This window comes from Pseudomonas nunensis (genome assembly GCF_024296925.1).
Lineage (GTDB): Bacteria > Pseudomonadota > Gammaproteobacteria > Pseudomonadales > Pseudomonadaceae > Aquipseudomonas > Aquipseudomonas nunensis.
Genome location: NZ_CP101125.1, coordinates 2,138,888 through 2,164,464, shown reverse-complemented (window position 1 = coordinate 2,164,464; position 25,577 = coordinate 2,138,888). Strand labels below are relative to the sequence as shown.

Genomic DNA, 25,577 nt, shown 5'->3' with positions numbered 1-25,577 from the left:
ATTGGCTGATACGACGCTTTCGCGAGCAAGCCCGCTCCTACAGGGGATGTGTAGTGCCTTCAAGATGAAATAAAAGCCCCGACGCCTTTCTCAGGTTTCGGGGCTTTTCGCTGTTGATGCAAGCAGTTTCCCCACACACGACTAGAATCTGCACAACATTGGCATTTGCATGATGTGGGAATCACCGTTTTCAGGGAGTTGAAAAACATTATGCAAATCAGCAGCCGTTACACATGGACTGGCTTGACGGCCATAACGCTGATTATTTTTGCGGCGCTGATCTTCCTGCTGATCAAATCGTATTCCTACGAAACTTCCACTTATTTCGAATCCCGGGACTTTGTTCGTCAACTCAAACAGCTGGATGCCAATTGGGCGGTAAAAATCCTCAGGGCTAAAATCGGTATCAATAGCAGTTTGCAGCTGGGAGTGCCGGCCGAATCAGGTAACCGCTGGGACCAATTGGACAAACTGAACAATTCGGGCCCGCTGGCCACCTTATGGAATGATCGACGTCAGGGTTATTTGGATGCCGTACATAACAAGACTCTATTGGTTGATCAGTTCAAGGAACACAACACCGCACTGCGCACCGCCCTGGATGCGCTGCCCGAGGTGGAAGACTCGATTCAGGATTTATTGAAACAAATCACTGATAAACAACAGCTGGAATACCTGTCCAACTCCTGGAATATTCTGAATCTGACGCTGACCACCCTCGAATACGCGTTATATGCCTCCAGCGACAACGCCCAGGCCATTGATAACCAACTGAGCGTTATCAGCCAGTACATGAGCCAGCTCGCTCCCGAGCGCCGAGCCCCCTTCGACGCCTATGTCACCCATGTAAATACTATCGTTCGGGAACAACCCATTGTTAACGACCTGCTCGACCGGATTAATGTAATTCCGGTCGCGCAACAACTGGACAGCATCAATGAGTTATTGAACGAAACCCAACGGCGAACGGAAGCACAGGACCGCCAATACCATATTTACCTGGCCATCTGCGCCAGCCTCATGGCGATCCTGTTGGTGTACCTGGCCGGACGTTTGATTCGCAGTTACACGGTGATCAACAACATCAACGAGGAACTGCAAACCGCCAACGAGCGCCTTGAACAACGCGTCGAAGAACGCACACGGGAATTGATCGAGGCCGAACGCGAACTGGTGGATGCCGCGCGAATGGCCGGCATGGCGGAAATCGCCACCAATGTGTTGCACAACGTCGGCAATGTGCTGAATAGCGTGAACGTCTCCGCCGATGTGATCGCCCATCGCTTGTCGACCAGTAAAACCCTGGGGCTGGGCAAAGCGGTAAACATGATGAATGCGCATGCCGAAGACCTTGGGCAATTCATCACCCACGATGAAAAAGGCAAGTTGTTGCCCTTGTACTTCAATCAACTGGTGGATTCGATCGCGGTCGAGCAGTCCGGCATCGTCGATGAATTGTCGCAACTGACCAAGAGTATCGACCACATCAAGGACATCGTTTCCACCCAGCAGGCCTACGCCGGCGCGGCGCGGGTGGTCGAGCCCTTGAACGTGATCAATCTGTTTGAAGATGCATTGCGGATGAACTCCGGCGCCTTGAGCCGGCACCATGTCACGGTGGTCAAGGACTACCACGAGGTCCCGACTATCATTGGCGACAAGCACCGCTTGCTGTTGATCCTGATCAACCTGATCAGCAACGCCAAATATGCGATGTCCAAGGTCACCGAGCAGCAACGGGAAATGACCTTGAGTGTCTGCGTCATCAACCGTAAAACGCTGCGCTTCAGCGTCAAGGACCAGGGTGAAGGCATTCTTGCCGAGAACCTGTCGCGCATCTTCAATCATGGTTTCACCACGCGCAAAGAAGGCCATGGTTTCGGCCTGCACAGTTGCGCACTCGCCGCCGTGGAAATGAACGGGCACCTTAACGTCTACAGCGATGGCCCTGAACTGGGCGCGGTGTTCACCCTGGAAATCCCCCTTGAATTGGCGGAAAGTCCTGTCAGTGAACCGCCGGTGACAGCCGACGGCACACTCTAGTCAGGGCTCCGCTGTCAGGACAGCGTCAGGAACAACGCCGACGTCCAGACCCGTGACTGATCCCGCTGACGCGCACAGATGAACAACGGATGCTCACCACCCGGTTGCAGATTGAGGTGCGCCAGGTCGATCTGCCCTTGCAACTCGCGAGGCAACGGCGCGGCGGTAGTTCGTTCCAGGGAAACTTTCAGTTCTGCCCCCGGCAACTCTTCGATTACTTGGGATTGCGTCAGCAGTTCTTCGCCAGACAGTTCCATCAGCACCGTCGGCGCATGCACGTAGGGCTGCGGTTCAGACGGGTCGCCGACCTTGATGTAGTTGTCAATGCGGCTGCGGACCTGCAACGTCGCACCGGCCAGTTGCGACAGGTCGATTTCGATGCTGTCGGTGTCGCCGTTGGTGTCAGTGCGAAAGGCCAGGGTCGTGGCGTCCTTGCGCCACACGGTTTGCTCGGGATGATCGAGGCCCAGGGCGCGAAAGCCATTGATCACCGCCCCGGTTATGCGAACCTCGCCGGTCCAATAGGCGCCGCGATAACGATCCTTGATCCGCGCACCGCCCAAGCGCAGGCGAATGCGTTGATTGGAAAAGCCCAGTTCCTGGTGCAGGTTGCGCGACCAGATCAGCGTCTCGCCATCGAACAGATCGACCTGCTCCCAGCCCGCCTCGCCCAGCAATCGATAATCCAGCGTGGCATTCGAATCCGCCGTGAACACCTCGCCCATGAAATGCCGGCCCTGACGCAGGCTGGCAAACGAACGTTCGCCGGTAGTGGCAAACGTGCGCCGGGCACGCAAGGCCTTGCCGACACTCGCGCGGTCGAAGCCTTCAGCGACCACACCGGTCAACCCGCCACGAGAACCGAACACCGCCGTGGCCGGCACCCCGCCGCCGCAACGACCCTGGTGTTCATCGCTGTTTGCAGCCGCGCCCACCCGATAGCCACGCTGCAGGGCTTCGGCGTAGACCCAATGGAACTGGCCCCAGGCAGAACCCACTTCGATCAAGCGTTCCAGCTCCGGGTGGTGCCAGTCGAGGTTGCACCGGCGCCCGCCGACATGGGGCATCATCAGGTGTCCTTCCGGGTCTTTCGCGTAGGCGGCGTATAACTCGTCCACCGGCCAGGCGCCTGGCTTGATGGTGCCGGCGGTGAACTCGTTCCACTCAAACGAGCGCACCAGCCGCCCTTGGTTGTCGAACGGAAACTCAGGCTTGCGATCATGCAGGAACACCACGTTGCGGTCGCCGCCCGCGCAGGAGTTGCCGCACCATTCGGTGCCGGGGTAACAGACGAAGCGGCCCGGCTCGTTGAGTTCATGGATCAGCTTCACCGCCTGATCCCAGCGCTGCTCGGTGATATTGAAATCGTTGGCGGTGTAGCCGAGCACATCGAGGCCGGCGACATCGCGACCGTAACTGAGGTTGTACAGCGTGTCATTCGTGCCCACGGTGTCATCGGAGTGCACATGCAGATCGGCGTAGAGCGGACGCAATGCCGTCCCGGCCGGGTCGACGGTGACGAAAGCCTGAGCGCCACGCACGCCAGGCGTTTCTACCTCGGCGGACAAGCGCCACTCGCCCACGGCCCCGAGATCAAAACCCTCTAGCCGCGCCGTCGCCCAGCCTTCATTGGCCAGGGTAAACGGTTGTTGGCGCTCGCCGCCTTCAGGATCAACCAGGGTCAAGACACCGTTGAGCGGCAGGTTGCGGCAGGTGTTGCCCCAGGCATCGTCCACCCGCAGCAACACGTCGAACGCCTCGCCGGCACTGACCAGGCGCGGCACAATCAGCTGCACGCTCTGCGCCGGCCCCGGCACGATGTTCAACAACGGATCGCCCGGCACTTCGGCAAATTTCGAGCTGCCCAACGGGTCGATAAACAGCCGGAATCGAAAGTCTTTCTCGACGAAACTCTGCACCCGCGTCCCCGCTCCGCCCTGACGGCGGTCTCCCAGGCGAATGGTGATTTTGTCGCCCGGATTAAGATAGCCGTCGATGATGTCGATGATGATCGCTTTCTGGAACGGCCGTTCGTGGCCCTTCTGGTCGAAACGTACTTTCAGGTGCTGCACGGTGGCCTGGCTCTGGCCGGGCACCAACTCACCGGCCTGATACTCGGCGCTGACGTAATTGGGTCCGGCCGGATTCGAGGTCTGGAACAGGGCCCAGTCGGAGTAGAACTTGAACGCCAGTTTCAACCAGGCGCCGTCCGCCAGACCACTTCCACCGACCTCGTAGACCAGGGTAATTTCATCCCATTGCCCGGCAACCAGCGTGTCACGGTCACAGTCGATGCTACCGAGGAACGGGCGTTTCTTGTTGCGTTCGTAGAGGCCTTGGGGGGCAATGTAATGCCCGGCTTCGCGGGGATCGAAAACGTTACTCACATGACACCTCGTGCAGTGGATGAAAGGCTTCAAAACACGCCCCGTAGCAGCTGTCGAGCACCGCGAGGCAGCGTCCGGCGGCGAAGCCGTCGTAAACCCTGCATACGCGGTCTGCCTGACACACCGCATAGGCTGATTTTGCGACGGCTTCGCCGCCGAACGCTGCCTCGCGTTGCTCGACAGCTGCTACTGGACGCGCCATTTTTGGTAGTGGCGCTCGATGCGCCGGAACACAAAACTCTCCATCAGCCAGGCAATCAGGCCGATCAGCACAATGCCCAGCAGCACCTGGCTGCTGTTGCCGATCTGCCCGCCGGTGGAGACCATCCAGCCGATGCCCTGGGACGCGCCGATCATTTCTGCGGCGACCAAAGCGCGCCAACCCTGGCTGAAACCGATGCGCAAAGCCGCCGTCACGAAGGGCAATGAAGCCGGCAGATAAACGTGGGCCAGCAGTTGCCAGGGATTGGCGCCCAAGGTGCGCGCCGCGCGGACTTCGCCGCCGCGAATGCTCTGCACGCCTTCCTGGATGGTCACCGCCATGGGGAATACCGCAGCGATGAAAATCACCAGCACGATGGACACATAACCCAGGCCGAAAATGATCATGATCAACGGCGCCCAGGCGATCGGCGGGATCGCCATGAACAGGCTGTTGAGCGGCGAGATGAAATCGCGAAAGCGCGAAGACAAGCCGCCGGCCGTACCCAACAGAATCGCGACAACCACCGCAGCGCAGAAGCCGCCGATCTCTTCAAGCACACTCGCCCGCAGGTGCTGCCACAGCGAACTGTCGCTGAGCCAGCGCACTGCCTCGCGCGCGACATCCCAGGGCTGCGGGAGGATGTAAGTGGGAAAACGACTCGCCAGGGCGATCCAGATCAATAGCAAGAATGGCAGCGAAGCCCATCCCCAATTCGGTTTTGGCAAGGACATGTCAGGCTCAGACTCAGCGCGAGGCTTTTTCCAGGTAGGAGGTATCCACGATCTGCTCGGTCTTGAGCGTGGTGTCGATAAAGCCCAGGTCATGGGAGTAATTCATCAGGCGCTGAATGAACTGGATGTCCGCAGCCTGCAAATCAGCCGACCAGCCCAATCGGGTCCGCGCCTGGGCGACGATGGTTTCCGGGGCAATGGTCTTGCCGTCGGGACCTTGTACCGCTTCAAGCTTGAACGCCTCGGCGATGATTCGATTTGACTCATCGGGATGCTCGTTGAGGAATGCGATGGCCTTGCGGTGCGCACGCAGCAGCTTGACCACGTCTTCCGGTCGCTCCTGCAAGGTTTTGGGTAACGCGATCACCACGTACCACGGGTAATTCGGCAGCGCCTGATTGACGTCGAGCAGAATCCGGCTCGACCCGCGCAGCAATGACTGACTGACAAAGGGTTCCCAGGAAAACGCCGCATCGACAATGCCGCGCTCCAGCGCTGCGTTCATGTTGCCGGGTGGCATGTCGATGATGTCCAGGTCCTTGTCAGGGTTGAGTCCGGCCTTTTCCTTCAGCACATAGCCGCGCAACAGCACGTCCATGCCACTGCCCTTCTTGACCCCGGCGAGTTTTTTGCCCTTGAGTTGCTCCAGGCTGTTGATCGGACTTTTTGCATCGACAATCACCGCCGCCTGACCGTAATTGACCTTGGCCAGAATCCGGCTTTGCAATCCTCGGGAGAACCATTGATACACCGGCGGCGTGCCGACATAGGCCACGTCCAGCTCATTGGCGGCCAGTGCCTGCTGGATAACCGGGCCATCGCCCAAGGCCTTGAGATCGACATTCAAGCCTTCCTCACGGTAGTAACCCTGTTTGTCGGCGATCAGCGCCGGGGCGTTGGCCATGGCGAAGACGTAACCCACACGCAAGGGCTTCTCTTCGGTGGCCACGGCAAATGTGCTGCTTGCCAATGCGGCAACAGACAAGGAAAGAGCAAGCAGCGAACGTTTGATCATGCGGTTAACTCGGGTTGACGGGTGGGGTTGGCGATGGCTTCGGACGTTTCCATGACGTGGGAAATACGTTCCATCAGCTCATTGCGGTAATCGAGAAAGGCCGGCAGGCGACGGGTTTTCAGGTTCGAACGCGGGCGCGGCAGATGAATATCCAGTTCGCTATGGATGCCGCCCGGGGCGATGTTGAGCACGATGACCCGATCCGCGAGGAACACCGCTTCGTCGATGTCGTGGGTGATGAACAGCACCGTCTGGCCCAGTTCGGCCCAGATCCGTAGGGTCTCTTCATTCATGCTGTTGCGGCTGATGGCATCCAGCGCGGCAAAAGGCTCGTCCATCAGCAACACGCTGGGCTCCAATGCCAGGGTTCTGGCCAGGGAGACGCGCTGCTGCATGCCACCGGAAAGCTGATGGGGCAAGCGCTGCGCCGCGCTCTCCAGACCGACCAGGCGCAAGTACTGCAAGGCCTGCGCTCGCTGTTGATCCTCGCTGAGTTGCGCCGTCATCCGCAGGCCGAAACGCACGTTTTCCAGCGCGCTCAACCAGGGAAACAACTGCGGCGCCTGGAACACATAGCCCAACTCCGAGCGCTCAGGCCGCACCGCAGTCTGGTTGATGCTGATCTGGCCGCTTTGCGGTTGTTGAAAACCCGACAACAGATTCAGCAACGTGGTTTTCCCGCAGCCGGACGGCCCGAGGATCGCGACGAACTCACCGGGTTTCGCGTTCAGGCTGAAAGCGCTGAACACCCGATGCCCGTTGGGGTAGCTGAAGCTGATGTCATTGACCGTGAGGGCGTCGGCTTGCGGCGGTGCGTAAGGCAGGGATTCGGGCATGGCAAGTGTCGTCAGGTCGTTTACAATGGGAATGCCTGACATAATACGTATTAATACAAGTTGTCCCAATAACCTATTTTTATAACCTTAGAAGTGAAGGCGCACTGCCTTATGCCAGTCAGTAAGAGATGGAGCTAGAAACGAGTCATCTGTGGCGAGGGAGCTTGCTCCCGCTGGGCTGCGAAGCGGCCCTCAAAAGGGACTGCTGCGCAGTCCAACGGGAGCAAGCTCCCTCGCCACAGGTTCGAGTCTGGCTTGACTGATCAACATAAGGCGCACCGCCCCACTCCAGGGAACATGGAAGCCGACCGTGTCCACGTCCATTCTTCGCGACAGCAGCACCTCGCTTTACGAACAGATCGCCCATCGATTGCTGGAAGAGATTCAGCGCGGCGACTTTGAACCGTCCGGCAAACTGCCGTCGGAAGCCGAACTGGGCGAACGCTTTGGAGTGAGCCGCGTCACGGTGCGCCTTGCGGTGGGCAAGCTCAGCGACGACGGCGTGGTGGAGCGCAAGCAAGGCAAAGGCACGTTCGTGGCGGCGAAACAGGTTCGCCATGGCCTGGATGCGTTGCGCAGTTTTCATGAAGCCTTGCTGTTGCAGGGACTCAAACCGAGCATGCAGGTGATCAGCCATACGCTGCAGCCCGTCCCGGAAGCCTTGCGCGGTTTGTTTGAAGCAGCGAGCGATTGCCTGCTGCTGGAGCGCCTGCATTTCGTTGATGAAGAACCTATCGCCCTGGGCCGCAGCCATCTACCGGCTGAACTGGCCAGCGTGGTCTGGACGGAGGTTGAACATCAACCGATCTACTCGATTCTGGAGTCGATCACCGGCCTGGCGGTCACCCGCGCCGACCTGGCGATCCGTGCGCAAGAAGCGGACAAAAGCCTGGCCGGCGCGCTGCACGTCAAACGCGGCGCCGCGCTGTTGGTGATGGAACGCACCTCTTGGTTTGCGGATGGCCGCTGCTGCGACCGCACCACTTTCTATATCCGCCCGGAACGCTACGCCTTCGTGCTCAGCGGGGTGTTCAAATCCGCCAGTGGCCGATAGATCGCCGGTTGCGGCAACGCCGTTACGCGCCCACCGCGTGTAAAGGTTGACTGGCGGCAGGCGCTTGCACAGCGCGCGCCGCACTGTGGCGATTGACCGGCACCGGCAAGCCCAGATGCCCACGCAACGTGCTGTGGCTGTACTCGCTGCGGAACAGCCCGCGCTCACGTAGCAACGGCAGGACTTCGTTGGTGAATCGGGCAAACTCCCCTGGCGCACCGACGCGAATGTTGAACCCGTCGACCGCCCCTTCGACAAACCAGCGCTCGATCTCGTCGGCCACGGTTTTTGGCGACCCGACAAAATTCGAAAACGGAGCGGCAAAGCGCAAGGCCGCCTGACGCAGGGTCAGCCCCTGCTCACGAGCCACCTGTTTGATGTGTTCGGCATGCCCGCGATAACCGTTGCTGCCCAGCTCACCCAACTCCGGAAATGCTTCGTCGAGCGGGTATTGGGAGAAGTCGTGATAGTTGAACGGCCGCCCCAGTTGCACCAGCGCCTTGTACAGATCCAGTTCACCGTGGCGCTCGCGATCGATCGCTTGGGCCTGCTCGTCGGTGTCGGCAATGATCGGCGCGATGCCCGGCAGAATCGTCACATGATCGGGGTTGCGACCGGCCGCAGCGGTGCGCTTTTTGATGTCCTGATAGTAAGCGCGGGCGTCCTCGAAATTGTCCACGCCGGCGAAGATCCCTTCGGCAAAGTTCGCCGCCAGGTTGCGCCCGGACTCGGAAATCCCGGCCTGGAAAATCACCGGTTGGCCCTGGGGCGAACGGGCGATGTTCAATGGACCGGTCACGGAAAAGAACTCGCCCTGATGATCGAGACGGTGCTGACGTTGCGGGTCGAGAAACACCCCGCTCTGCTTGTCGCGCACAAACGCATCGTCTTCGTAGGAATCCCACAACCCTTGCACCACTTGCAGATGTTCACCGGCCCGGCGATAGCGCTCGGTATGGTCGATGTGCTGTTCGCGCCCGAAATTCCCCGCGGCGCCTTCGAGCCCGGTGGTCACCACATTCCAGCCGGCCCGACCGCCGCTGATCAGGTCCAGCGAGGCAAATTGCCGAGCCACGTTGAACGGTTCGGTATAGGAAGTCGTCAGTGTGGCAACCAGCCCGATCTTCGACGTCGCCCCCGCGACAGCGGATAACAATGTCAGCGGTTCCAGGCGATTCAGATAATGCGGCGCCGAATCCGGCGTGATGTACGGGCTGTCGACGATGAAGATCAAGTCAAATTTCGCCGCCTCGGCTTGTTGCGCCTGCTGGCGATACCAGTCGATATCGATGCTCGCATCACCGGGTATTTCCGGGTGCAGCCATTCGTTCTGGGCAGTACCGACGCCAGTGAGAATGGCGCCGAATTTGAGTTGTCGTGGTGAAGTGGACATCTGGATATTCCCCCGGAGATGGCAGCTCTGCTGGCCGTTGAAGAACGACCTTAGGCGCTGGGAATACGCTTGTGAAATGCTTTGTTGATCTATCCTAATTATGAAAAACAATGATCATATCTATTTTCTATATTTAACTATTGCATATAAACACATCAAATCTGTGGGAGCGGGCTTGTGTGGCGAGGGGGCTCGTCGGAATGCCGCATCACCCCGTTCGGCTGCGAAGCAGTCGTGAACAATTCACTCCGTTTGCCTGACATATCACAGCTGCAGGTTTTGGGGCCGCTTCGCGACCCAACGGGGGCAAGCCCCCTCGCCACACAAGCCCGCTCCCACATGGGATGTATATCGCTTCGCAAAGTGTGCTCGACTCAAGCACGCCTTGATCAGGCAAAAAAAATGGACCTGTTTTCACAGATCCATTTTTCAAGCCTGGGGCGGATTACTTCGGTTGCGCCACCGTGCGCAGATACGGTTTCACCGTCCTGAAGCCATCCGGGTATTTCTTGCGCGCGTCTTCATCGGAGACCGACGTCGGGATGATCACGTCTTCACCCGGCCGCCAGTTCACCGGCGTGGCGACGGTGTGCTTGGCATTCAATTGCAGGGCATCGAGCAGGCGCAGTACTTCATCGAAATTGCGCCCGGCGCTCATCGGGTAGATCAGCATCGCCTTGACCTTCTTGTCCGGGCCGATGATGAACACCGAGCGCACGGTGGCGTTGTCCACTGCGGTCCGGTTACCGCCGCTGGCGTTCGGATGGATCATGTCGTAGAGCTTGGCCACCACCAGGTTTTCGTCGCCGATCATGGGATAGTTGACCGCATGCCCCTGGGTTTCCTCGATGTCCTTGGCCCAGCTCGCATGGTTGCTGACCGGGTCGACGCTGAGTCCGACCACCTTGGTATTGCGCTTGTCGAACTCAGGCTTGAGGCCGGCCATGTAACCGAGTTCAGTGGTGCACACCGGGGTGAAGTCCTTGGGGTGCGAGAACAGAATCGCCCACTTGTCGCCGATCCACTCGTGGAAATGCAGGGTGCCTTCGGTGCTTTCGACGGTAAAATCCGGTGCTTCGTCGCCTATGCGGATTGCCATGTTCGTTCTCCTTACTGTGAGTTCAGAGGGAAGTTCAACGGCGTTCAGGAACTGCGTTGAACCTGTCGACGCGAGACAGTATAGGAGACGGTTCAAGACATGCCGGTTACCGTTGGATTGTCGGTAACAGGGGCGCGAGGCAGTGCGCGCTTATGCGCGGTTTTCAGGTAAGCGCCTTCAATGATCTGCCGTGCCTGCGGCGATACTGTTTCGCCCATCAGGTAGGCGTCGATCTCCTCGTAAGTGCAGCCGTACGCGGCTTCATCCAGTTTGCCCGGCGCCAGATCTTCGAGGTCCGCCGTCGGCGCCTTGCGCACCAGATAATCCGGCGCGCCCAGTCCATCGGCCAGCAGCCGCACCTGAGTCTTGGTCAGGCCCGAGAGTGGCGCCAGGTCGCAGGCTCCGTCGCCGAATTTGGTAAAGAACCCCATCAACGCTTCCGCGCTGTGATCGGTGCCGACCACCAGCCCGTTACTGAAGTTGGCAATCGCGTATTGCGCCAGCATCCGGGCCCGGGCCTTGACGTTGCCTTTGGCAAAATCGACGAGTTCGGCGCTGGGCTGCAAGCCGTCGATGGCGATACTGGCCATCAGTCCGTCAACGCACGCGGCGATATTGCTGGTGGTGATCAAGTCCGGCCGGATGAAATCCAGGGAAGCCTGGGCGTCGCGCTCATCGGCCTGAGTCTTGTAAGGCAGGCGCACAGCGATAAAGCGCGCGTCATAGTCGTCGTCGCGCAGTTGCTCCACGGCCAACTGGCACAGGCGCCCAGCCGTGAGCGAATCAACGCCGCCGCTGATACCGAGTACCAGCGCCTTGCAACCGGAGTCGCGCAACACCTGTTTGATAAAGTCGATACGCCGTGCGATTTCCGCGGACTCGCCACCCTTTGTGAGTTGACGGTTGATGCCTAATTCCCGGGCGATGGTGCCTTGCCGTTGCGTAGTCATATCAGGCTCCCAGTTGTGGATTGATCAGGGTCACGTTGAACACCTGGGCGGCGTAGCGCAGGAACGAGGCGTCTTCGCAGACGTTTTTGATCGGATCGTCGGAGAACTTCACCACCGGCTCACCGTGAACCCGTACCAGTTTCATCACGATGCTCAACGGTTCGACACCCTCGACATCGCACGCCAGGCTGGTGCCCATGCCGAACCCGAATTTTGCCTTGCCGCGAACGTGACGCAGGATCGGCAGGCATTTTTCGAAGTTCAGGCCGTCGGAGAACATCAAGTCCTTGGTACGTGGGTCGATGCCCAGTTCCTTGTAGCGCGCCAGTACCTTGTCGGCCCAGACAATCGGGTCACCGGAGTCCTGGCGCAGACCGTCGTAGAGCTTGGCGAAGTACAGGTCGAAATCCTTGAGAAAGAAATCGGTGCTGATGCAATCGGTCAGTGCGATACCGAGCCGGCCACGGTACTCGTGCACCCAATTTTCCAGCGCGGCGTTCTGGCTCTCGCGCAACCGCCCGAGTTGCTGGTGCACCATCAGCCATTGGTGGGCCATGGTGCCGATCAGTGGCAAGTCGAATTCATACGCCAGGTGAGCGTTGCTGGTGCCGACAAAAACACCGGGGAAATCACTGCGCATCACGTTCACCACTTCACGCTGGGCCCGGAACGACAAGCGCCGACGGGTCGAGAAGTCCGAGACACGCAACTCGGCGAGTTCTTCGCGACTGGCATTTTTCTCCAGCCATTCGAACTTCCGGTACAGCTGGCGAGTGACGTCGGCGAGCTCGACTTCGGGGTACTTCTCTCGGTTGCGCAACTCGCTGACCATCGCCAGCACCGGCTGCTCGAACATGATGCAATGCAGCATCGGACCGCGAACGCGGATGTTCAGTTGGCCATCGATTTCCGAGACATGGATGTAGCGCAGATTGAAGCGGAACAGCCCCAGAAACTGTTCGAAGTCCGGTGTCAGGTACTCGCGGAAACGCTTGTTGAACAGGAACCGCTGTTCACCTTCGCGCAATTGCAGTCCGGCGAGCTTCTCCAGCTCTTCGCGAATCTGCGGGATCAAGTGCCCGAGCCGCTCTTTGGAGCGCACGATGAACTGGTATTCCACTTCGACATTCGGGTGTTGGTGCAGGACCGCCTGCATCATGGTGAAGGTGTAGTAATCGGTGTCCAGAAGACTCTGGATCATGCCATTGCCTGAATCGAATGCACTGTCCATGTTGATATCCTTATGCGCTTGCCCATTGGGCGGTGGCTTCGCGAGTCGCGGCAACCGCGATGCCCGCCTGTAGCATGTCTTGAATGGCCTGGGTGGCGCCCTCCTCGCTGATGGCCCGACAGGCCGGAAGATGCACGATCACTTTGAAACCGGCCGCCGCGAGTTGCAGCGCGGTGGTCTTGACGCAGAAATCCAGGGCCAGGCCACCGACGATGACCTGCTGCACATCCCGGCTTCTCAAGTATTCGATGACGCCGGTAGACAACTTGCCGTGCAGGTCGTGGTAACAGGCGCCGTAGGGGTGAAGGTCCGGCTCGACGCCCTTCCACACGAAGTAGTCGTAGTCGTAAGGGGTCGGCAACTCGTCCAGCAAACCAAAGCCTTCAGTGCCGGGGACGCAATGGCTGACCCACGTCACGTCGGCGTGCTCAAGACCGGTCGGCTGAAGCATTTGCGAGTGCTGCGCAACCACCCAAGGGGCGTGCGGCGAATGCGCATCCTTGCTGCCGACACGCAGGCTACCGAGGGAGGCCATGAAGTTCAGCTCGCCGCCAATCTGGTCCCCTCCGGTGACAGGAAGTTCATCAGGGCACAACGGCGTAAAGCTCTTTTGTGCATCAACATCGAAGGAAGCGGTTTTCACGGTCAGGCTGTTCATGTCGTGTCTCTCCTTTGCATGGATCGAAAGGTACACGTCATGTACTTACAAGACAAGCCGCTTTCTGAAAATAATTTCGTTCAACAATCTTTATGCGCAGGAAAAGAAAGAATGACGCAGTGTTTCGCCTGAAGAAATTTTGATGATAAGGTACACGTCATGTACCAATCAGGAAGATCAGCCATGTTTGAGATTGCCCTTTATGGCGGCGCCTTCAATCCGCCGCACGCCGGTCATGCCCAGGCGATGATCGAGGCATCAACCCAGGCCCGGCGCGTATGGGTCGCCCCTAGCTTCAGGCACCCCTACGGCAAACGCATGGCCGATTACGCGCTTCGCCTGGAATGGTTGGAGTCGATCGTTGAACATGTGCAGCCGCTGTGCCACGCCGAACTGTGTGCGAGTCGAGTCGAACAGGACGTGGCGCGCAGCGTCGAAGGGCCGATTTACAGCTACACCCTGCTCGCCCACCTCGCTGACAGCCTGGCCCTGGACGGCAAACAGATTGCGCTGGTGGTGGGTCAGGACGTGGCACGGCTGTTACCCACGTTCTATCGCGGCGCGCAATTGCTGGAGCGTTTTTCTATCCTCTGCGTGGAGGAAAAAATCCAGGTCCACAGCACGCAAATACGCGAACGCCTGGCCTTGGGCGAGTCACTGCCCAGTCAATGGCTGGCTCCGGGCATGAACCCGGTAAACTACGATCTCTACGCTGCTCACGGAAACTGACATGCCAGACCGCATCGCCCACGCCAGTGCCTACCTGCACACCATCGACCTCTGCGTCCTGCGCTACTGCCGGGCAACCCAGGCGCTTGAAATTCTTTTGAACCGCAGGGAAGCCGAGCCATTCGCCGGCCATTGGGCGCTGCCCGGAATCGTGGTCAACGGCGGTGTCGAAGACCTGACTCTGGGCGATGCCGTCGAGCGTTTGCGCCAGTCGAACAAGGTCGGCATGCCGCTGGCCTGGATCGAACAGGTCGGCACCGTTGGCGATGCGTTCCGCGATCCGCGCTGCTGGTCGTCTTCCACGTTCTATCTCGCCATCGTCAGCGAAGACGTACCGCTCGCAGAGCATCAGAAGTTTTTTTCGCTCAAGGAGGTGGCGGACGCCTCGACAAAACTGCCGTTCGACCACAACAGCCTGGTGGCCGCCGTGCAGGAACGACTGCTGTCGAAAGCCCTCTACAGCAGCCTGCCGCTGATGTTCCTCGGCAGTGAATTCAGCGCGCCGGAAGCGGTGAACATCTTCTCGCTGGTGCTCGAGCGCCCCGTACTCAAGACCAGCATTCGTCAGCGTTTGTTGAAAATGGCCGAGGCTGGCTACCTGCAGGAAACCGGGCGCAAAAAGAGCGGTGACGGTGGCCGGCCGCAAGCCACCGTGGAGAATCTCAAGCCTGCCAGCCTGTACCTGTTTGATCGAAGCTTTTTGGAGTGAGTTTCGTCAACAGGCGTATCTAACGTTAATCTCCGGTGGCCTGCCGATACTGACGCGGCGTAAACCCGGTCAACGCCTTGAACTGGCGGGTGAACGCGCTGTGGTCGGTGTAGCCGCACTGCAACGCGACTTCGGTGATGGGAATGTCGGTGTGCAGCAAACGATGCGCGTGTTCCAGACGAACCTTTTGGATCATCTGCCGTGGCGTCAGGTGGAACACCCGCTTGCAATACCTTTCGAGTTGCGCCACGGAAATGCCGGCGATCCGCGTCAGTTCGGCCAAGGTGACACGTCGATTGAAATGCGTGCGGATATATTCGTCTACGGCCGCCAGACGCTGGTACGCCGGGTGCGTGTCGCTGGCCGATTGCAAATCCACCGAGATGCCCGCCAGGCCGATGATTTCACCGTTGTGGTTGAACAGCGGTCGCTTGTGCGTCAGGCACCAACCGGGCTCGCGGCTGCCGTACAAGTGCAGCTCCAGCTGATCTTCCAGCACCAGTCCTTGCTCCAGCACCCGTCGATCCTGCTCGGTATAACCCGGCCCTAACTGTGCTGGAAAAACCTCCGCGCTGGTTTTCCCGAGCAAGGAATGCAGCTGTTTCAAGTTACAGCGCTGCACCAGCGCCCGGTTGGCCATGACGTAGCGCGCCTGGACGTCCTTGATAAAAATCGTCGCGTTCGGAATCACGTCCAGCATCGGCAACAGCGGTGCCACGCCGGCCAATAATGCTTCGATGGTTTCGGGGCGATTCCCCTCGCTCCCCTGGCACAACATCGCCAACGCGTTCTGCGTCATCAGTTTCACCCTCTCAATACCCGACCCGAGATTGCCCCGTCGCGGGTGCAGTGTCGAGCACTCCTGCATTGTGCTGATTTCGTCATCCGCACCCACTGAAAAGATCAATCGCCCGCGTGGCGCCAAGTCCAGGCTATGGCCATTGCCTGCGCACTCCTCAAGGAAAGGTTTATGAAACTGGTTCATGTCATTGACTCTCACACTGGCGGCGAGCCGACGCGCCTTGTGATAAGTGGCTTTCCGCAATTGACCGGCCAGAGCATGGTCGAGAAACGCGATGCCCTGCGCGACGAGCATGACCACTGGCGGCGTGCCTGCCTGCTGGAACCGCGCGGCAACGATGTATTGGTCGGCGCGCTGTATTGCGAACCGGTGTCGCCGGACGCCACTTGCGGCGTGATCTTCTTCAACAACGCCGGCTACCTCGGCATGTGCGGTCACGGCACCATCGGCCTGGTCAACTCGTTGCATTACCTGGGGTATATCAAGCCCGGCGTGCACAAGATCGACACGCCCGTCGGCCCGGTCAGCGCCACGTTGCACGACGACGGCAAAGTGACCGTGCGCAATGTGCCCGCCTATCGCCACCGCCAACAGGTGCCGGTCGACGTTCCGGGACATGGCCGTGTGTACGGCGATATCGCCTGGGGCGGCAACTGGTTCTTCCTGGTGTCCGATCACGCAAAAGTGCTGCAACTCGACAACGTCGAAGCCCTGACCGAATACACCTGGGCGATGCTCAAGGCCCTGGAGGCCCAAGGCATCCATGGCGAAGACGGCGCGGTCATCGACCATGTCGAGTTGTTTGCCGACGACGATCAGGCCGACAGCCGCAACTTTGTCATGTGTCCCGGCAAAGCCTACGACCGCTCGCCGTGCGGCACCGGCACCAGCGCCAAACTCGCGTGTCTGGCGGCGGATGGAAAACTCGCCGCCGGTGAGCCTTGGGTCCAGGCCAGCATCACCGACAGCCAGTTCATCGGCAGTTACGAATGGGAAGGCGAGCGCGTCCGCCCGTTCATTACCGGCCAGGCGTTCATGACCGCCGACAGCACGCTGCTGATCGACGAACAGGATCCTTTCGCGTGGGGCATTTGAGCGACCACGCGGCACTTCCCTCTCAATAATTCTGGAGTGATCACCATGAGCGGTAACATTTTCACTGGCTGCATCCCTGCCCTGATGACCCCGTGCACCGCCGAGCGCAAACCGGACTTTGACAAGTTGGTGGCCAAGGCTCGGGAACTGATTGATATCGGCATGAGTGCGGTCGTGTACTGCGGCTCCATGGGCGACTGGCCGCTGCTGACTGAAGCCGAACGCCAGGAAGGCGTGGCACGCCTGGTGGCTGCGGGTGTTCCGACCATCGTCGGCACCGGCGCCGTGAACAGTCGCGAGGCAATTTCCCATGCGGCCCACGCCGCCAAAGTCGGCGCCCACGGCTTGATGGTGATCCCGCGCCTGCTGTCGCGTGGCGCCTCGGCAACCGCGCAAAAAGCCCACTTCGCCGCCATCCTGAATGCCGCGCCGAAGCTGCCGGCGGTGATCTACAACAGCCCTTACTACGGCTTTGCCACCCGTGCCGAGCTGTTCTTCGAACTGCGCCGCGAACACCCGAACCTGATCGGCTTCAAGGAGTTTGGCGGTGCCGCAGACCTGCGCTACGCCGCTGAAAACATCACCTCCCAGGACGATAACGTCACCTTGATGGTCGGTGTCGATACGCAAGTCGTGCACGGTTTCGTCAATTGCAACGCGACCGGCGCCATCACCGGCATCGGCAATGCCCTGCCGCGTGAAGTGCTGCAACTGGTGGCCCTGAGCAAGCAAGCGGCCAACGGTGATGCCAAGGCTCGTCGCCTGGCCCGGGAACTGGAATCGGCATTATCCGTGTTGTCGTCGTTCGATGAAGGCTGCGACCTGGTGCTCTATTACAAGCACTTGATGGTGCTCAACGGCGACAAGGAATACACCCTGCACTTCAACGACACCGATGTGCTCAGCGCTGCCCAGCGTCGTTACGCCGAGAACCAGTACGCACTGTTCCGCCAGTGGTACGAACACTGGTCGACCGAGCAGAACGATGTCTGATCGCGCCGCTGAGTGTCCCGACATTGCGGTCATAGGTGCCGGCATCATCGGCGTGGCTTGCGCCTTGCGACTGTCACGCCAAGGGCTGCGGGTGGTGGTCATCGATCAACAGGAACCCGGTCATGGCGCCTCGTTCGGCAACGCCGGGCACTTGGCCACCGAGCAGGTGTTTCCCATCGCCGACCTGTCGATCCTCAAGCGCCTGCCCGCCATGTTGATGGACCCGATGGGACCGTTGCGCCTGGACTGGAAATACCTGCCTCGCGCCCTGCCCTGGTTTACGCGGCTGCTACTGAACCTGCGCCCGGCGCCCTTCCAGCGCACCGTGGCCGGCATCCGCGCGCTCAACGAAAGCAGCCTTGGCGCCTGGCGTCGGTTGCTGGAGGACATCGCCCGTCCGGACTTGATGAGGGAGGATGGCTCATTGCTGGTGTTCGAGCACGCCGACTCGCGTCAGGCAATCGAAGCACTGCAAGCACGCATGCGCCAGCAGGAAGTGCCCGTCGATTACTGGCAAGCCAAGACCGTAAGCGCCATGGCCCCGCAACTCAGCGAGCGGATTCAGGGCGGATTGTTCTTCCCGAGCACCGGGCATTTTCTCGACCCCTTTCGCGTGGTTGGCGAACTGGTGCACGCTGCCAAAACCAGCGGCGTGCAATTCCTCAAGCAACAAGTCCAGGGCGGACACCTGAACGAGCACGGTGTCTCGCTGATCACCAACCAAGGCCACCTCTCCGCCCGCCGGGTCCTGATCGCCTGCGGTGCCCACTCGGCGAAACTCACCGCAGCGCTGACCGGCAAGAAAGTCCCGCTGGACACCGAACGCGGCTATCACCTGATGTTGCCTCACGAGCATGATCGCCTGCCGTTCGCCGTCACCTCACTGGAACGCAAGTTCATCATGACGCCGATGACCGATGGCTTGAGGTTGGCCGGCACCGTCGAATTCGCTGGCCTCGACAGCCCGCCGAGCATGCAACGCGCCTGGCAATTGCATCGCCTGAGCCAAGGCTTGTTCAGCCGTGACCTGAGCGCGGAAGCGGCCACGCCATGGATGGGCTTTCGCCCGTCCTTGCCGGACTCCCTGCCGATCATCGACCGGGTGTGCGATGGCAAAGTGTTGCTTGCTTTTGGTCACCAGCATTTGGGGCTGACGCAGGCGGCGGTGACGGCTGAGCTTATTGCTCAAATCGCTGCGCCCGGGGCCATCGCCACATCCCATGAATTGCCGGCCATCCGGCCTTACAGGCTGGATCGTTTTTGAGTAAATAACCTCTGCGTGATCACAACGCGCAAATTGGCGTAAGTTACGGACAACTTTAATCCCCTCTCAGGAGTGAGACCGCCCATGCAGCTCCAGCCGTTCAAGATCGCCATCCCCGACGCTGACATCGCCGATTTGCACCAGCGTCTGCGGCGTACCCGTTGGCTGGAATCCATCGACGGCCAGGGCTGGAGCGAGGGCACGGAGCTGGGTTTTTTGCAGTCGTTGCTCGCGCACTGGGCCGAGGGTTTTGACTGGCGTGCCCAGGAAGCGCAGCTCAATCAATTGCCGCAATACCTCGCCCAAATCGGCGAGCAAACGGTGCATTTCGTTCATCAACCCGGCACCGGACCCGCGCCGCTGCCTTTGATCCTGACCCACGGCTGGCCGGGTTCGTTCGTGGAGATGCAGCGCCTGATCCCCTTGCTCGCAGACCCGGCCAGCCATGGCGGCGACGCGGCGGATGCGTTCCATGTGGTGGTGCCGTCGCTGCCGGGTTTTGCGTTCTCGCCTGCGCCGAAACATAAAGGTGTTGGCCCGTATGAAGTGGCCGAATTGTGGGCGACGCTGATGGCCGGGTTGGGCTATGAGCGATTTGGCGCTCAGGGCGGCGATCTGGGCGCCGGGGTCTCGACCTGGCTGGGGCGGCGTTTCCCCGAGCAGATCAGCGGGATTCATCTGAACTACGTGCCCGGCTCCTATCGCCCGCCATTGGGTCCGGACCAGCCGCCGATCTCCCCAGAAGAACAAGCTTTTCTCGATCGTGGCGCAGCCTTTGCCGACGCCGAGGGCGCCTACGCCAAACTCCACGGCACCAAGCCGCAGTCGCTGGCCATCGGCCTCAACGATTCGCCGGCCGGATTGGCGGCATGGATCGTCGAGAAATTCCAGGCGTGGACCGATGGCTCCGGCGATCTGCAACGCGCCGTGGCCCTCGACGCGCTGCTGACCAACATCAGCGTTTACTGGTTCACCGGCAGCATCGGTTCGTCGCTGCGACCGTATGTCGAAGGTCGCGCTCGTCCGCTGGCGTTTGCCTCCGGGGAACTGGTGCAACCGCCCACCGGCGTGGCGCTGTTCCCCGCCGAACTGCCGATGCCGCCGCGCAGTTGGGTCGAGCGCTGTTTTAACCTGCAGCGCTGGACCACGATGCCCAAGGGCGGGCACTTCGCCGCGATGGAACAACCACAGTTGCTGGCCGAGGATATCCGCGCGTTCTTTCGACCGCTGCGTTGATCTTTGCAGGCGTGCCGAGTAAAAAAGCCTGTTCGCTACGAGAACTGTTCATCCACGTTCTCGTGATCACAGTCAGTAACCCATAAGGTTCGTCTCATGAGCAAAGCGTCTTACGTACCTCCCAAGGTCTGGAAAAACAACGCCCCATCCGGCGGACAATTCGCCAGCATCAACCGCCCGACCGCCGGGCCGACCCATGAAAAAGTACTCCCCGTCGGCAAGCATCCGTTGCAGCTTTATTCGTTGGCCACGCCCAATGGCGTGAAGGTCACCATCCTGCTTGAAGAGCTGCTGGCGCTCGGGCATAGCGAAGCCGAATACGACGCCTGGCTGATCCGCATCAATGAGGGCGACCAGTTCTCCAGCGGTTTTGTCGAGATCAATCCCAACTCGAAAATCCCGGCCTTGCTGGACCGCAGCGTGGAGCCGGCGATTCGTGTCTTCGAGTCCGGTTCGATCCTGCTGTACCTCGCGGAAAAGTTCGGCGCCTTCCTCCCCAGCGATCTGGCGGGACGCACCGAAACCTTGAACTGGCTGTTCTGGCAGATGGGCGCGGCGCCTTACCTGGGCGGCGGTTTCGGGCATTTCTACGCGTACGCGCCGGAGAAGCTTGAGTACCCGATCAACCGCTTCACCATGGAGGCCAAGCGTCAGCTGGATGTGCTCGATCGTCGTCTGGCCGAAAGCCCTTATCTGGCCGGTGACAGCTACACCATCGCCGATATTGCGGTCTGGCCTTGGTACGGCCAATTGGTGCGAGACAACGTGTACTCGGCGGCGGAGTTTCTGTCGGCCCACGAATACACCCATGTGCAGCGCTGGGCGGAAGAGATTGCCAATCGGCCGGCGGTGATCCGTGGCCAGCGAGTCAACCGCACGTGGGGCGATGAGGCGAGCCAGGTGCCTGAGCGGCACGCGGCTGATGATTTGGCTTAGCCGATCAGTTCGGCGGCCGGATCGGGTTCACTCGATTCGGCCGCTGGCGCCATGAGTTCAAGCAATGTCATCTATTTTTGACCGAGAATCTGAAAAATCCCGGACACGTGAATGTCTCCGGGATTTCTCGTTTACACCGTCGGGAACGGCTGCCGATTTACTTCTTGATCAGCAGCGTTTTCGGGTTGGTGAACAGCAGCCGACCTTCATGCCCGCCCTCGGTGCCCACGCCGGATTGTTTGTGGCCGCCGAACGGGATGTCCACGCCTTGGGTGTGCATCTCGTTGACCCACACCATGCCGGTCTCCAGGCGATTCGCCACCGCCACGGCCAACCGGGTATCGCGTCCCCACACCGAGCCGCCCAAGCCGAACGGGCTGTCGTTGGCGCGCTCGATCACATCGTCCACCTCGTCATACACGATGATCGGTACGATCGGGCCGAACTGTTCTTCCTGAACGATTTTCGAGTTCTCCGGCGGGTTGTCCACCACCGTCACGGGAATGAAATAACCCGGCCGCCCCTCGTCCACCTCGCCGCCCAGCACGATCTTCTGCCCGTTGGCCTTGATGTCGTCGAGGAAGGTGCGGACCTTGTCGAACTGCATCTTGTTTTGCATCGGCCCAATCGTCACGTCCGGATCGAGGCCGTCGCCGAGCTTCTGTTGGCGGGCGTACTCGACGAATGCCGCGACGAACTCTTCGTGAAACGACCGGTGAATGTACAGGCGCTTGATGCCCACACACCATTGGCCTGAGTTGCCAATCGCGCCCCAGAACAGCTGGGGGATGGCGGCTTTCCAGTCTGCATCGGGCAGCACGATGGCGGCGTCGTTGCCGCCCATTTCCAGGGTCAGGCGCTTGACGGTGCCGGCAGCCGAGCGGATCACGTGCTTGCCGGTTTCCGTCGAGCCGGTGAAGCTGATCTTGGCGATGTCCGGGTGAGCCGTCATTTGCGGCCCGAGTTCATTGCCGCCGGAGACAATCGACAACACGCCCGGCGGGAATACCGATTGCGCAATTTGCCCAAAGCGCAGCGTGGTCAGCGGCGTGAACGGCGAAGGCTTGATCACCATGGTGTTGTCGGTGAGCAACGCCGGGGCGACCTTCCACAGCGCCAGCAGCACCGGGAAATTCCACGGTGTGATCGCGCCAACCACGCCCAGCGGCGTGTGGTGCAGTTCGACAATGTGGCTGTCGGTGTCTTCAAGGATTTCGACTGGAATGCGTCGGGCGGCAATCTGGCGAATCCATGAAATCGACTGATCGACTTCCGGCTCGGCTCCGCTTTTGAGCGGTTTACCCTGCTCCAACGTCAGCAAACGGGCCAGTTCATCGCGGTGAACTTCCAGTGCGTCGGCATAGGCATTCAGGTAGCTCTGGCGTTCGTCGTAACTGAGAAGCGACCAGCGCTTGAACGCAGACTTGGCCGCCGTCACGGCCTGGTCAAGTTGTTCGGAAGTTGCCGCAGGCGCGTTAGCCAATACTAAACCTGTTGCTGGATTTATTACTGCGAATGAATCTTTCGTCTCGACAAGTTCGCCGGCAATGCTCAGATAATAAGGACCTTCAAACAGATTGGCCGGCGCAATGCTGCGCGACAGGTTACTCATGACATCAACTCCAAAATATTAACTTTTCAGGAAACAGTTGGCCGACGTGCCAACCAGTCGTCAGCACGTGACTTATAAATTTTCGAAAAGTAAGTGTTAGCGGGTTAGATCACGCCAGCAACTTGAGCAGTGCTTTTGCAACTGCCTCGGAACTTGCCGGATTCTGCCCGGTGACCAGCAGGCCGTCTTCGACAATAAACGATGCCCAGTCACTGCCCTTTTCATACTGGGCGCCGAGTGCCTTGAATTCATCTTCAATGAGAAACGGCACCACTTCAGTCAGACCAACGCCAGCCTCTTCCGAGTTGGTGAAGCCGGTGACGCGGCGGTTCCTGATCAACGGCTCGCCGTTGGCAGCCTTGACGTGACGCAGGGCGCCCGGGGCGTGGCACACGAAGCCGATGGGTTTGCCAGCGCGCTCAAAGGCTTCGATCAACGCAATGGATGTGCTCGATTCCGCCAGATCCCACAGCGGGCCGTGACCACCTGGGTAAAACACCGTGTCGAAATCCGCCTGCGAAACCGAATCCAGTTTCACGGTAGACGCCAGGGCCTGCCGCGCCGCCGGGTCGGCCTTGAAGCGTGCGGTGTATTCGGTCTGGAAGTCGGGCTCATCACTTTTCGGGTCCAGCGGTGGCTGCCCGCCAGCTGGCGACGCCAGCACCACTTCAGCACCCGCATCAGTAAAGGCGTAGTACGGCGCGGCGAATTCTTCGAGCCAGAAACCGGTTTTCTTGCCGGTGTTGCCCAGTTGGTCGTGGGAGGTCAATACCATTAATACTTTCATGTGTGCTTCCTCGGAGAGTGTGGTTATCAGTTTTGTTCAGCGCATCCCAACAACGTTCGCGTCATCAGCATCGCTTCATCGAATGCAACGGTTGTAAGGGTTATCTTTGCCATGACACTCGCCCCCAGCCACAACGCGTACAAGCGCAGCGCCATGCGCTCGGGAGCTTCATCAATCGTCAACGAGCCATCTTCAATGCCGCGATCCAGCGCGGCGGCCAGCACGCTGATGATTTGCGATGTGCCGCGATCCAGGGCCAATCGCATCGGTTCGGAAAGATCCGCCACCTCGGCCCCGAGTTTGACGGCCAGGCACTTGCCGGCCTCTGTTTGCTGCGTCTGGTTGTCGATCCAGCACTGCCAATACCGCATTAACTTCTGACGTTGCGACGCCTTCGGTTCCTGAAAAATCTGCCGCACGTCGTTCAAATAACTTTCAAAGTAGTTATCCAGCAGCGCAACACCGAATGCATCTTTGGAACTGAAGTAATGATAAAACGAGCCTTTGGGAACATCGGCGGCCTGAAGTACTTCATTCAATCCCACTGCGGTAAAACCTTTATGACTCACAATCAGTTGTGCAGTATCGAGAATATGCTGCCTTACACTTTTGCTGACGTTCATCTTCCTATCCAACTGTCTGAGTAGACTAGTCGTCTAGCTCGTTGAGTTGAATGTTAGGAGCCGGGCAAAAGTTGCACAATGTCAAATCCGCAAGGATTCCGGACATGGCTGTCACGATGTCAGTTGCCGTTTGCCGGACCAACCCCGACAATCACCAACTTGTCGCCTCCTGGAGAGATGGAATGCACAGCGTTGCATTGGTGATTTATCCAAATTTTCAACCGCTGAGCCTGTCCGTAGGCTCGGTATTCGAATGTGCAAACCTGCTGCACGATGAACCGGCCTACGAATTTCATCTCGTGTCGGAAACCGGCGGCGCCGTCATGTCTTCCCAGGGCTTTTCGGTGAACAGCACGCCGATCCGCTCAGAGGGATATGACACCCTGATTGTCAGCGGCTACCTTGAGTTCCAGTTGCCGGACACCAGCCTGCTTGAATTCGTCAGGGCCGCCTCCGCGCAATCGCGGCGGGTGGTCTCGCTGTGCACCGGCATCTTTGTGCTGGCTGAAGCCGGTTTGCTGGCCGGCAAGCGCGCCACCACGCATTGGCTTCACGCGCCGGCCTTCCAGAAGCGCTACCCGGACATTCGCCTTGAGGAAAACAAGCTGTTCGTGGTGGACGGCCAGGTGTGGACCGGCGCCGGGATGAGCGCCGCGCTGGACTTGACGCTGGCCATGGTCGAGAACGATCTGGGCAGCGACCTGGCCCGACGGATCTCGCGCAAACTGGTGATCTATCAGCGCCGTGGCAGCGAACATTCCCAACTGTCTGCGCTGCTGGAACTTGACCCAAAATCTGATCGCGTGCAGTTGGCGATGGCCTACGCACGGGAGAATCTGACGGATGATCTGTCGGTCGAAGCGCTCGCCGCCGTGGCGCGGCTCAGCCCTCGCCAGTTCAGTCGTTTATTCAGAGAAGAAACCGGGAAAACACCCGCCAAGGCGATTGAGAGCCTGCGGGTGGAAGCGGCGCGAATCATGATGGAGACCGGTCGCCATCCCATTGAAGTCATCGCCAGGACGACCGGATTCGGTGATCGCGAACGCATGCGCCAGGCGTTTTTGCGGGCCTTCGGACAAGCGCCACAGGCAATGCAAACCGCGCTGTTCAACGCAGGGTAAGGCACCTCGCGGTTGTTTCACCTTTGCATTGATCTTTGCCGGCGCGCCGCGTAAAAAAGCCTGTCCCT

General features: G+C 59.7%; 23 protein-coding genes. 10 read left to right on the top strand and 13 right to left on the bottom strand.

Going from position 1 to position 25,577, the window contains the following annotated elements; all coding sequences use genetic code 11:
* Positions 1–210: 210 nt before the first annotated feature.
* The gene (locus NK667_RS09705; RefSeq protein ID WP_054614533.1) at positions 211–2,043 is read left to right on the top strand and encodes a DAHL domain-containing protein; all 1,833 of its coding nucleotides are present in this window, start codon (positions 211–213) and stop codon (positions 2,041–2,043) included.
* Positions 2,044–2,057: 14 nt separating this feature from the next.
* On the opposite strand, the gene NK667_RS09700 is transcribed toward NK667_RS09705, so the two are convergent.
* The 4 genes from NK667_RS09700 to NK667_RS09685 all read right to left on the bottom strand — a co-directional run bounded on the left by NK667_RS09700 (position 2,058) and on the right by NK667_RS09685 (position 7,217).
* Positions 2,058–4,430 (bottom strand): hypothetical protein, encoded by a 2,373-nt coding sequence (locus tag NK667_RS09700; protein ID WP_054614532.1) that lies wholly within the window; start codon positions 4,428–4,430, stop codon positions 2,058–2,060.
* Positions 4,431–4,616: 186 nt separating this feature from the next.
* Complete coding sequence (locus NK667_RS09695) at positions 4,617–5,366, bottom strand: ABC transporter permease (RefSeq protein ID WP_054050914.1); 750 nt, start codon at positions 5,364–5,366, stop codon at positions 4,617–4,619.
* A gap of 13 nt (positions 5,367–5,379) precedes the next feature.
* On the bottom strand, positions 5,380–6,381 hold the full coding sequence (locus NK667_RS09690) for an ABC transporter substrate-binding protein (RefSeq protein ID WP_054614531.1): 1,002 nt from the start codon (positions 6,379–6,381) through the stop codon (positions 5,380–5,382).
* Entirely contained in the window at positions 6,378–7,217 is an 840-nt protein-coding gene (locus NK667_RS09685) for an ABC transporter ATP-binding protein (RefSeq protein WP_054614530.1), read from the bottom strand. Before NK667_RS09685 ends, NK667_RS09690 begins: the two co-directional genes overlap by 4 nt.
* 310 nt (positions 7,218–7,527) lie before the next feature.
* Here NK667_RS09685 and NK667_RS09680 point away from each other — a divergent pair, with 310 nt between their 5' ends.
* A complete protein-coding gene (locus NK667_RS09680) occupies positions 7,528–8,271 on the top strand; it encodes a GntR family transcriptional regulator (RefSeq protein ID WP_054050908.1) in 744 nt (247 codons plus the stop codon).
* A 22-nt stretch (positions 8,272–8,293) separates the two neighbouring features.
* Here NK667_RS09680 and NK667_RS09675 read toward each other — a convergent pair whose 3' ends face one another.
* The 5 genes from NK667_RS09675 to NK667_RS09655 all read right to left on the bottom strand — a co-directional run bounded on the left by NK667_RS09675 (position 8,294) and on the right by NK667_RS09655 (position 13,602).
* Positions 8,294–9,664 carry an LLM class flavin-dependent oxidoreductase gene (locus NK667_RS09675; protein ID WP_054614529.1) on the bottom strand — a complete coding sequence of 457 codons (1,371 nt, stop codon included), beginning with the start codon at positions 9,662–9,664 and terminating at the stop codon, positions 8,294–8,296.
* 445 nt (positions 9,665–10,109) lie between these two features.
* Positions 10,110–10,763 carry a peroxiredoxin gene (locus NK667_RS09670; RefSeq protein WP_054050904.1) on the bottom strand — a complete coding sequence of 218 codons (654 nt, stop codon included), beginning with the start codon at positions 10,761–10,763 and terminating at the stop codon, positions 10,110–10,112.
* A gap of 92 nt (positions 10,764–10,855) precedes the next feature.
* A complete protein-coding gene (nadE, locus tag NK667_RS09665; RefSeq protein WP_054614528.1) occupies positions 10,856–11,713 on the bottom strand; it encodes an ammonia-dependent NAD(+) synthetase in 858 nt (285 codons plus the stop codon).
* A 1-nt stretch (position 11,714) separates the two neighbouring features.
* Positions 11,715–12,944, bottom strand: coding sequence for a nicotinate phosphoribosyltransferase (gene pncB / locus NK667_RS09660; protein ID WP_054614527.1), 1,230 nt, complete (start codon positions 12,942–12,944; stop codon positions 11,715–11,717).
* Between the two features lie 10 nt (positions 12,945–12,954).
* The gene (locus NK667_RS09655; RefSeq protein ID WP_054614526.1) at positions 12,955–13,602 is read right to left on the bottom strand and encodes a nicotinamidase; all 648 of its coding nucleotides are present in this window, start codon (positions 13,600–13,602) and stop codon (positions 12,955–12,957) included.
* Positions 13,603–13,785: 183 nt separating this feature from the next.
* Between NK667_RS09655 and NK667_RS09650 the strand changes: the two genes are divergently transcribed.
* Both NK667_RS09650 and NK667_RS09645 read left to right on the top strand, forming a co-directional pair.
* The gene (locus NK667_RS09650) at positions 13,786–14,331 is read left to right on the top strand and encodes an adenylyltransferase/cytidyltransferase family protein (protein ID WP_054614525.1); all 546 of its coding nucleotides are present in this window, start codon (positions 13,786–13,788) and stop codon (positions 14,329–14,331) included.
* Position 14,332: 1 nt separating this feature from the next.
* Entirely contained in the window at positions 14,333–15,040 is a 708-nt protein-coding gene (locus tag NK667_RS09645) for an NUDIX hydrolase (RefSeq protein WP_054614524.1), read from the top strand.
* 25 nt (positions 15,041–15,065) lie between these two features.
* Here the strand turns inward: NK667_RS09645 and NK667_RS09640 are convergent, their stop codons facing one another.
* Positions 15,066–15,839 carry an AraC family transcriptional regulator gene (locus NK667_RS09640; protein ID WP_054614523.1) on the bottom strand — a complete coding sequence of 258 codons (774 nt, stop codon included), beginning with the start codon at positions 15,837–15,839 and terminating at the stop codon, positions 15,066–15,068.
* 171 nt (positions 15,840–16,010) lie between these two features.
* Between NK667_RS09640 and NK667_RS09635 the strand changes: the two genes are divergently transcribed.
* The 5 genes from NK667_RS09635 (at position 16,011) to yghU (ending at position 21,366) form a co-directional block, all read left to right on the top strand.
* Complete coding sequence (locus tag NK667_RS09635; protein ID WP_054614522.1) at positions 16,011–16,937, top strand: 4-hydroxyproline epimerase; 927 nt, start codon at positions 16,011–16,013, stop codon at positions 16,935–16,937.
* Between the two features lie 45 nt (positions 16,938–16,982).
* Positions 16,983–17,930 (top strand): dihydrodipicolinate synthase family protein, encoded by a 948-nt coding sequence (locus tag NK667_RS09630; RefSeq protein ID WP_054614521.1) that lies wholly within the window; start codon positions 16,983–16,985, stop codon positions 17,928–17,930.
* Positions 17,923–19,194 (top strand): NAD(P)/FAD-dependent oxidoreductase, encoded by a 1,272-nt coding sequence (locus NK667_RS09625; RefSeq protein WP_054614520.1) that lies wholly within the window; start codon positions 17,923–17,925, stop codon positions 19,192–19,194. Before NK667_RS09630 ends, NK667_RS09625 begins: the two co-directional genes overlap by 8 nt.
* An 84-nt stretch (positions 19,195–19,278) precedes the next feature.
* The gene (locus NK667_RS09620) at positions 19,279–20,430 is read left to right on the top strand and encodes an epoxide hydrolase family protein (protein ID WP_054614519.1); all 1,152 of its coding nucleotides are present in this window, start codon (positions 19,279–19,281) and stop codon (positions 20,428–20,430) included.
* A 96-nt stretch (positions 20,431–20,526) separates the two neighbouring features.
* Positions 20,527–21,366 carry a glutathione-dependent disulfide-bond oxidoreductase gene (gene yghU, locus NK667_RS09615; RefSeq protein WP_054614518.1) on the top strand — a complete coding sequence of 280 codons (840 nt, stop codon included), beginning with the start codon at positions 20,527–20,529 and terminating at the stop codon, positions 21,364–21,366.
* 157 nt (positions 21,367–21,523) lie between these two features.
* Here the strand turns inward: yghU and NK667_RS09610 are convergent, their stop codons facing one another.
* The 3 genes from NK667_RS09610 to NK667_RS09600 all read right to left on the bottom strand — a co-directional run bounded on the left by NK667_RS09610 (position 21,524) and on the right by NK667_RS09600 (position 24,388).
* Positions 21,524–22,978 carry an aldehyde dehydrogenase family protein gene (locus NK667_RS09610; protein ID WP_054614517.1) on the bottom strand — a complete coding sequence of 485 codons (1,455 nt, stop codon included), beginning with the start codon at positions 22,976–22,978 and terminating at the stop codon, positions 21,524–21,526.
* A 109-nt stretch (positions 22,979–23,087) separates the two neighbouring features.
* The gene (locus tag NK667_RS09605) at positions 23,088–23,765 is read right to left on the bottom strand and encodes a type 1 glutamine amidotransferase domain-containing protein (RefSeq protein WP_054614516.1); all 678 of its coding nucleotides are present in this window, start codon (positions 23,763–23,765) and stop codon (positions 23,088–23,090) included.
* 26 nt (positions 23,766–23,791) lie between these two features.
* A complete protein-coding gene (locus tag NK667_RS09600; protein WP_054614515.1) occupies positions 23,792–24,388 on the bottom strand; it encodes a TetR/AcrR family transcriptional regulator in 597 nt (198 codons plus the stop codon).
* A gap of 182 nt (positions 24,389–24,570) precedes the next feature.
* Here NK667_RS09600 and NK667_RS09595 point away from each other — a divergent pair, with 182 nt between their 5' ends.
* The gene (locus NK667_RS09595) at positions 24,571–25,509 is read left to right on the top strand and encodes a GlxA family transcriptional regulator (protein WP_054614514.1); all 939 of its coding nucleotides are present in this window, start codon (positions 24,571–24,573) and stop codon (positions 25,507–25,509) included.
* Positions 25,510–25,577: the final 68 nt, after the last annotated feature.

What these genes read in the sequence shown, in the direction of transcription:
- NK667_RS09705 (WP_054614533.1), top strand. Translation starts at nt 211, where the DNA reads ATGCAAATCAGCAGCCGTTACACATGGACTGGCTTGACGGCCATAACG.
- NK667_RS09695 (WP_054050914.1), bottom strand. Translation starts at nt 5,366, where the DNA reads ATGTCCTTGCCAAAACCGAATTGGGGATGGGCTTCGCTGCCATTCTTG.
- NK667_RS09690 (WP_054614531.1), bottom strand. Translation starts at nt 6,381, where the DNA reads ATGATCAAACGTTCGCTGCTTGCTCTTTCCTTGTCTGTTGCCGCATTG.
- NK667_RS09685 (WP_054614530.1), bottom strand. Translation starts at nt 7,217, where the DNA reads ATGCCCGAATCCCTGCCTTACGCACCGCCGCAAGCCGACGCCCTCACG.
- NK667_RS09675 (WP_054614529.1), bottom strand. Translation starts at nt 9,664, where the DNA reads ATGTCCACTTCACCACGACAACTCAAATTCGGCGCCATTCTCACTGGC.
- NK667_RS09670 (WP_054050904.1), bottom strand. Translation starts at nt 10,763, where the DNA reads ATGGCAATCCGCATAGGCGACGAAGCACCGGATTTTACCGTCGAAAGC.
- nadE (WP_054614528.1), bottom strand. Translation starts at nt 11,713, where the DNA reads ATGACTACGCAACGGCAAGGCACCATCGCCCGGGAATTAGGCATCAAC.
- pncB (WP_054614527.1), bottom strand. Translation starts at nt 12,944, where the DNA reads ATGGACAGTGCATTCGATTCAGGCAATGGCATGATCCAGAGTCTTCTG.
- NK667_RS09655 (WP_054614526.1), bottom strand. Translation starts at nt 13,602, where the DNA reads ATGAACAGCCTGACCGTGAAAACCGCTTCCTTCGATGTTGATGCACAA.
- NK667_RS09650 (WP_054614525.1), top strand. Translation starts at nt 13,786, where the DNA reads ATGTTTGAGATTGCCCTTTATGGCGGCGCCTTCAATCCGCCGCACGCC.
- NK667_RS09645 (WP_054614524.1), top strand. Translation starts at nt 14,333, where the DNA reads ATGCCAGACCGCATCGCCCACGCCAGTGCCTACCTGCACACCATCGAC.
- NK667_RS09640 (WP_054614523.1), bottom strand. Translation starts at nt 15,839, where the DNA reads ATGACGCAGAACGCGTTGGCGATGTTGTGCCAGGGGAGCGAGGGGAAT.
- NK667_RS09635 (WP_054614522.1), top strand. Translation starts at nt 16,011, where the DNA reads ATGAAACTGGTTCATGTCATTGACTCTCACACTGGCGGCGAGCCGACG.
- NK667_RS09630 (WP_054614521.1), top strand. Translation starts at nt 16,983, where the DNA reads ATGAGCGGTAACATTTTCACTGGCTGCATCCCTGCCCTGATGACCCCG.
- NK667_RS09625 (WP_054614520.1), top strand. Translation starts at nt 17,923, where the DNA reads ATGTCTGATCGCGCCGCTGAGTGTCCCGACATTGCGGTCATAGGTGCC.
- NK667_RS09620 (WP_054614519.1), top strand. Translation starts at nt 19,279, where the DNA reads ATGCAGCTCCAGCCGTTCAAGATCGCCATCCCCGACGCTGACATCGCC.
- yghU (WP_054614518.1), top strand. Translation starts at nt 20,527, where the DNA reads ATGAGCAAAGCGTCTTACGTACCTCCCAAGGTCTGGAAAAACAACGCC.
- NK667_RS09610 (WP_054614517.1), bottom strand. Translation starts at nt 22,978, where the DNA reads ATGAGTAACCTGTCGCGCAGCATTGCGCCGGCCAATCTGTTTGAAGGT.
- NK667_RS09605 (WP_054614516.1), bottom strand. Translation starts at nt 23,765, where the DNA reads ATGAAAGTATTAATGGTATTGACCTCCCACGACCAACTGGGCAACACC.
- NK667_RS09600 (WP_054614515.1), bottom strand. Translation starts at nt 24,388, where the DNA reads ATGAACGTCAGCAAAAGTGTAAGGCAGCATATTCTCGATACTGCACAA.
- NK667_RS09595 (WP_054614514.1), top strand. Translation starts at nt 24,571, where the DNA reads ATGCACAGCGTTGCATTGGTGATTTATCCAAATTTTCAACCGCTGAGC.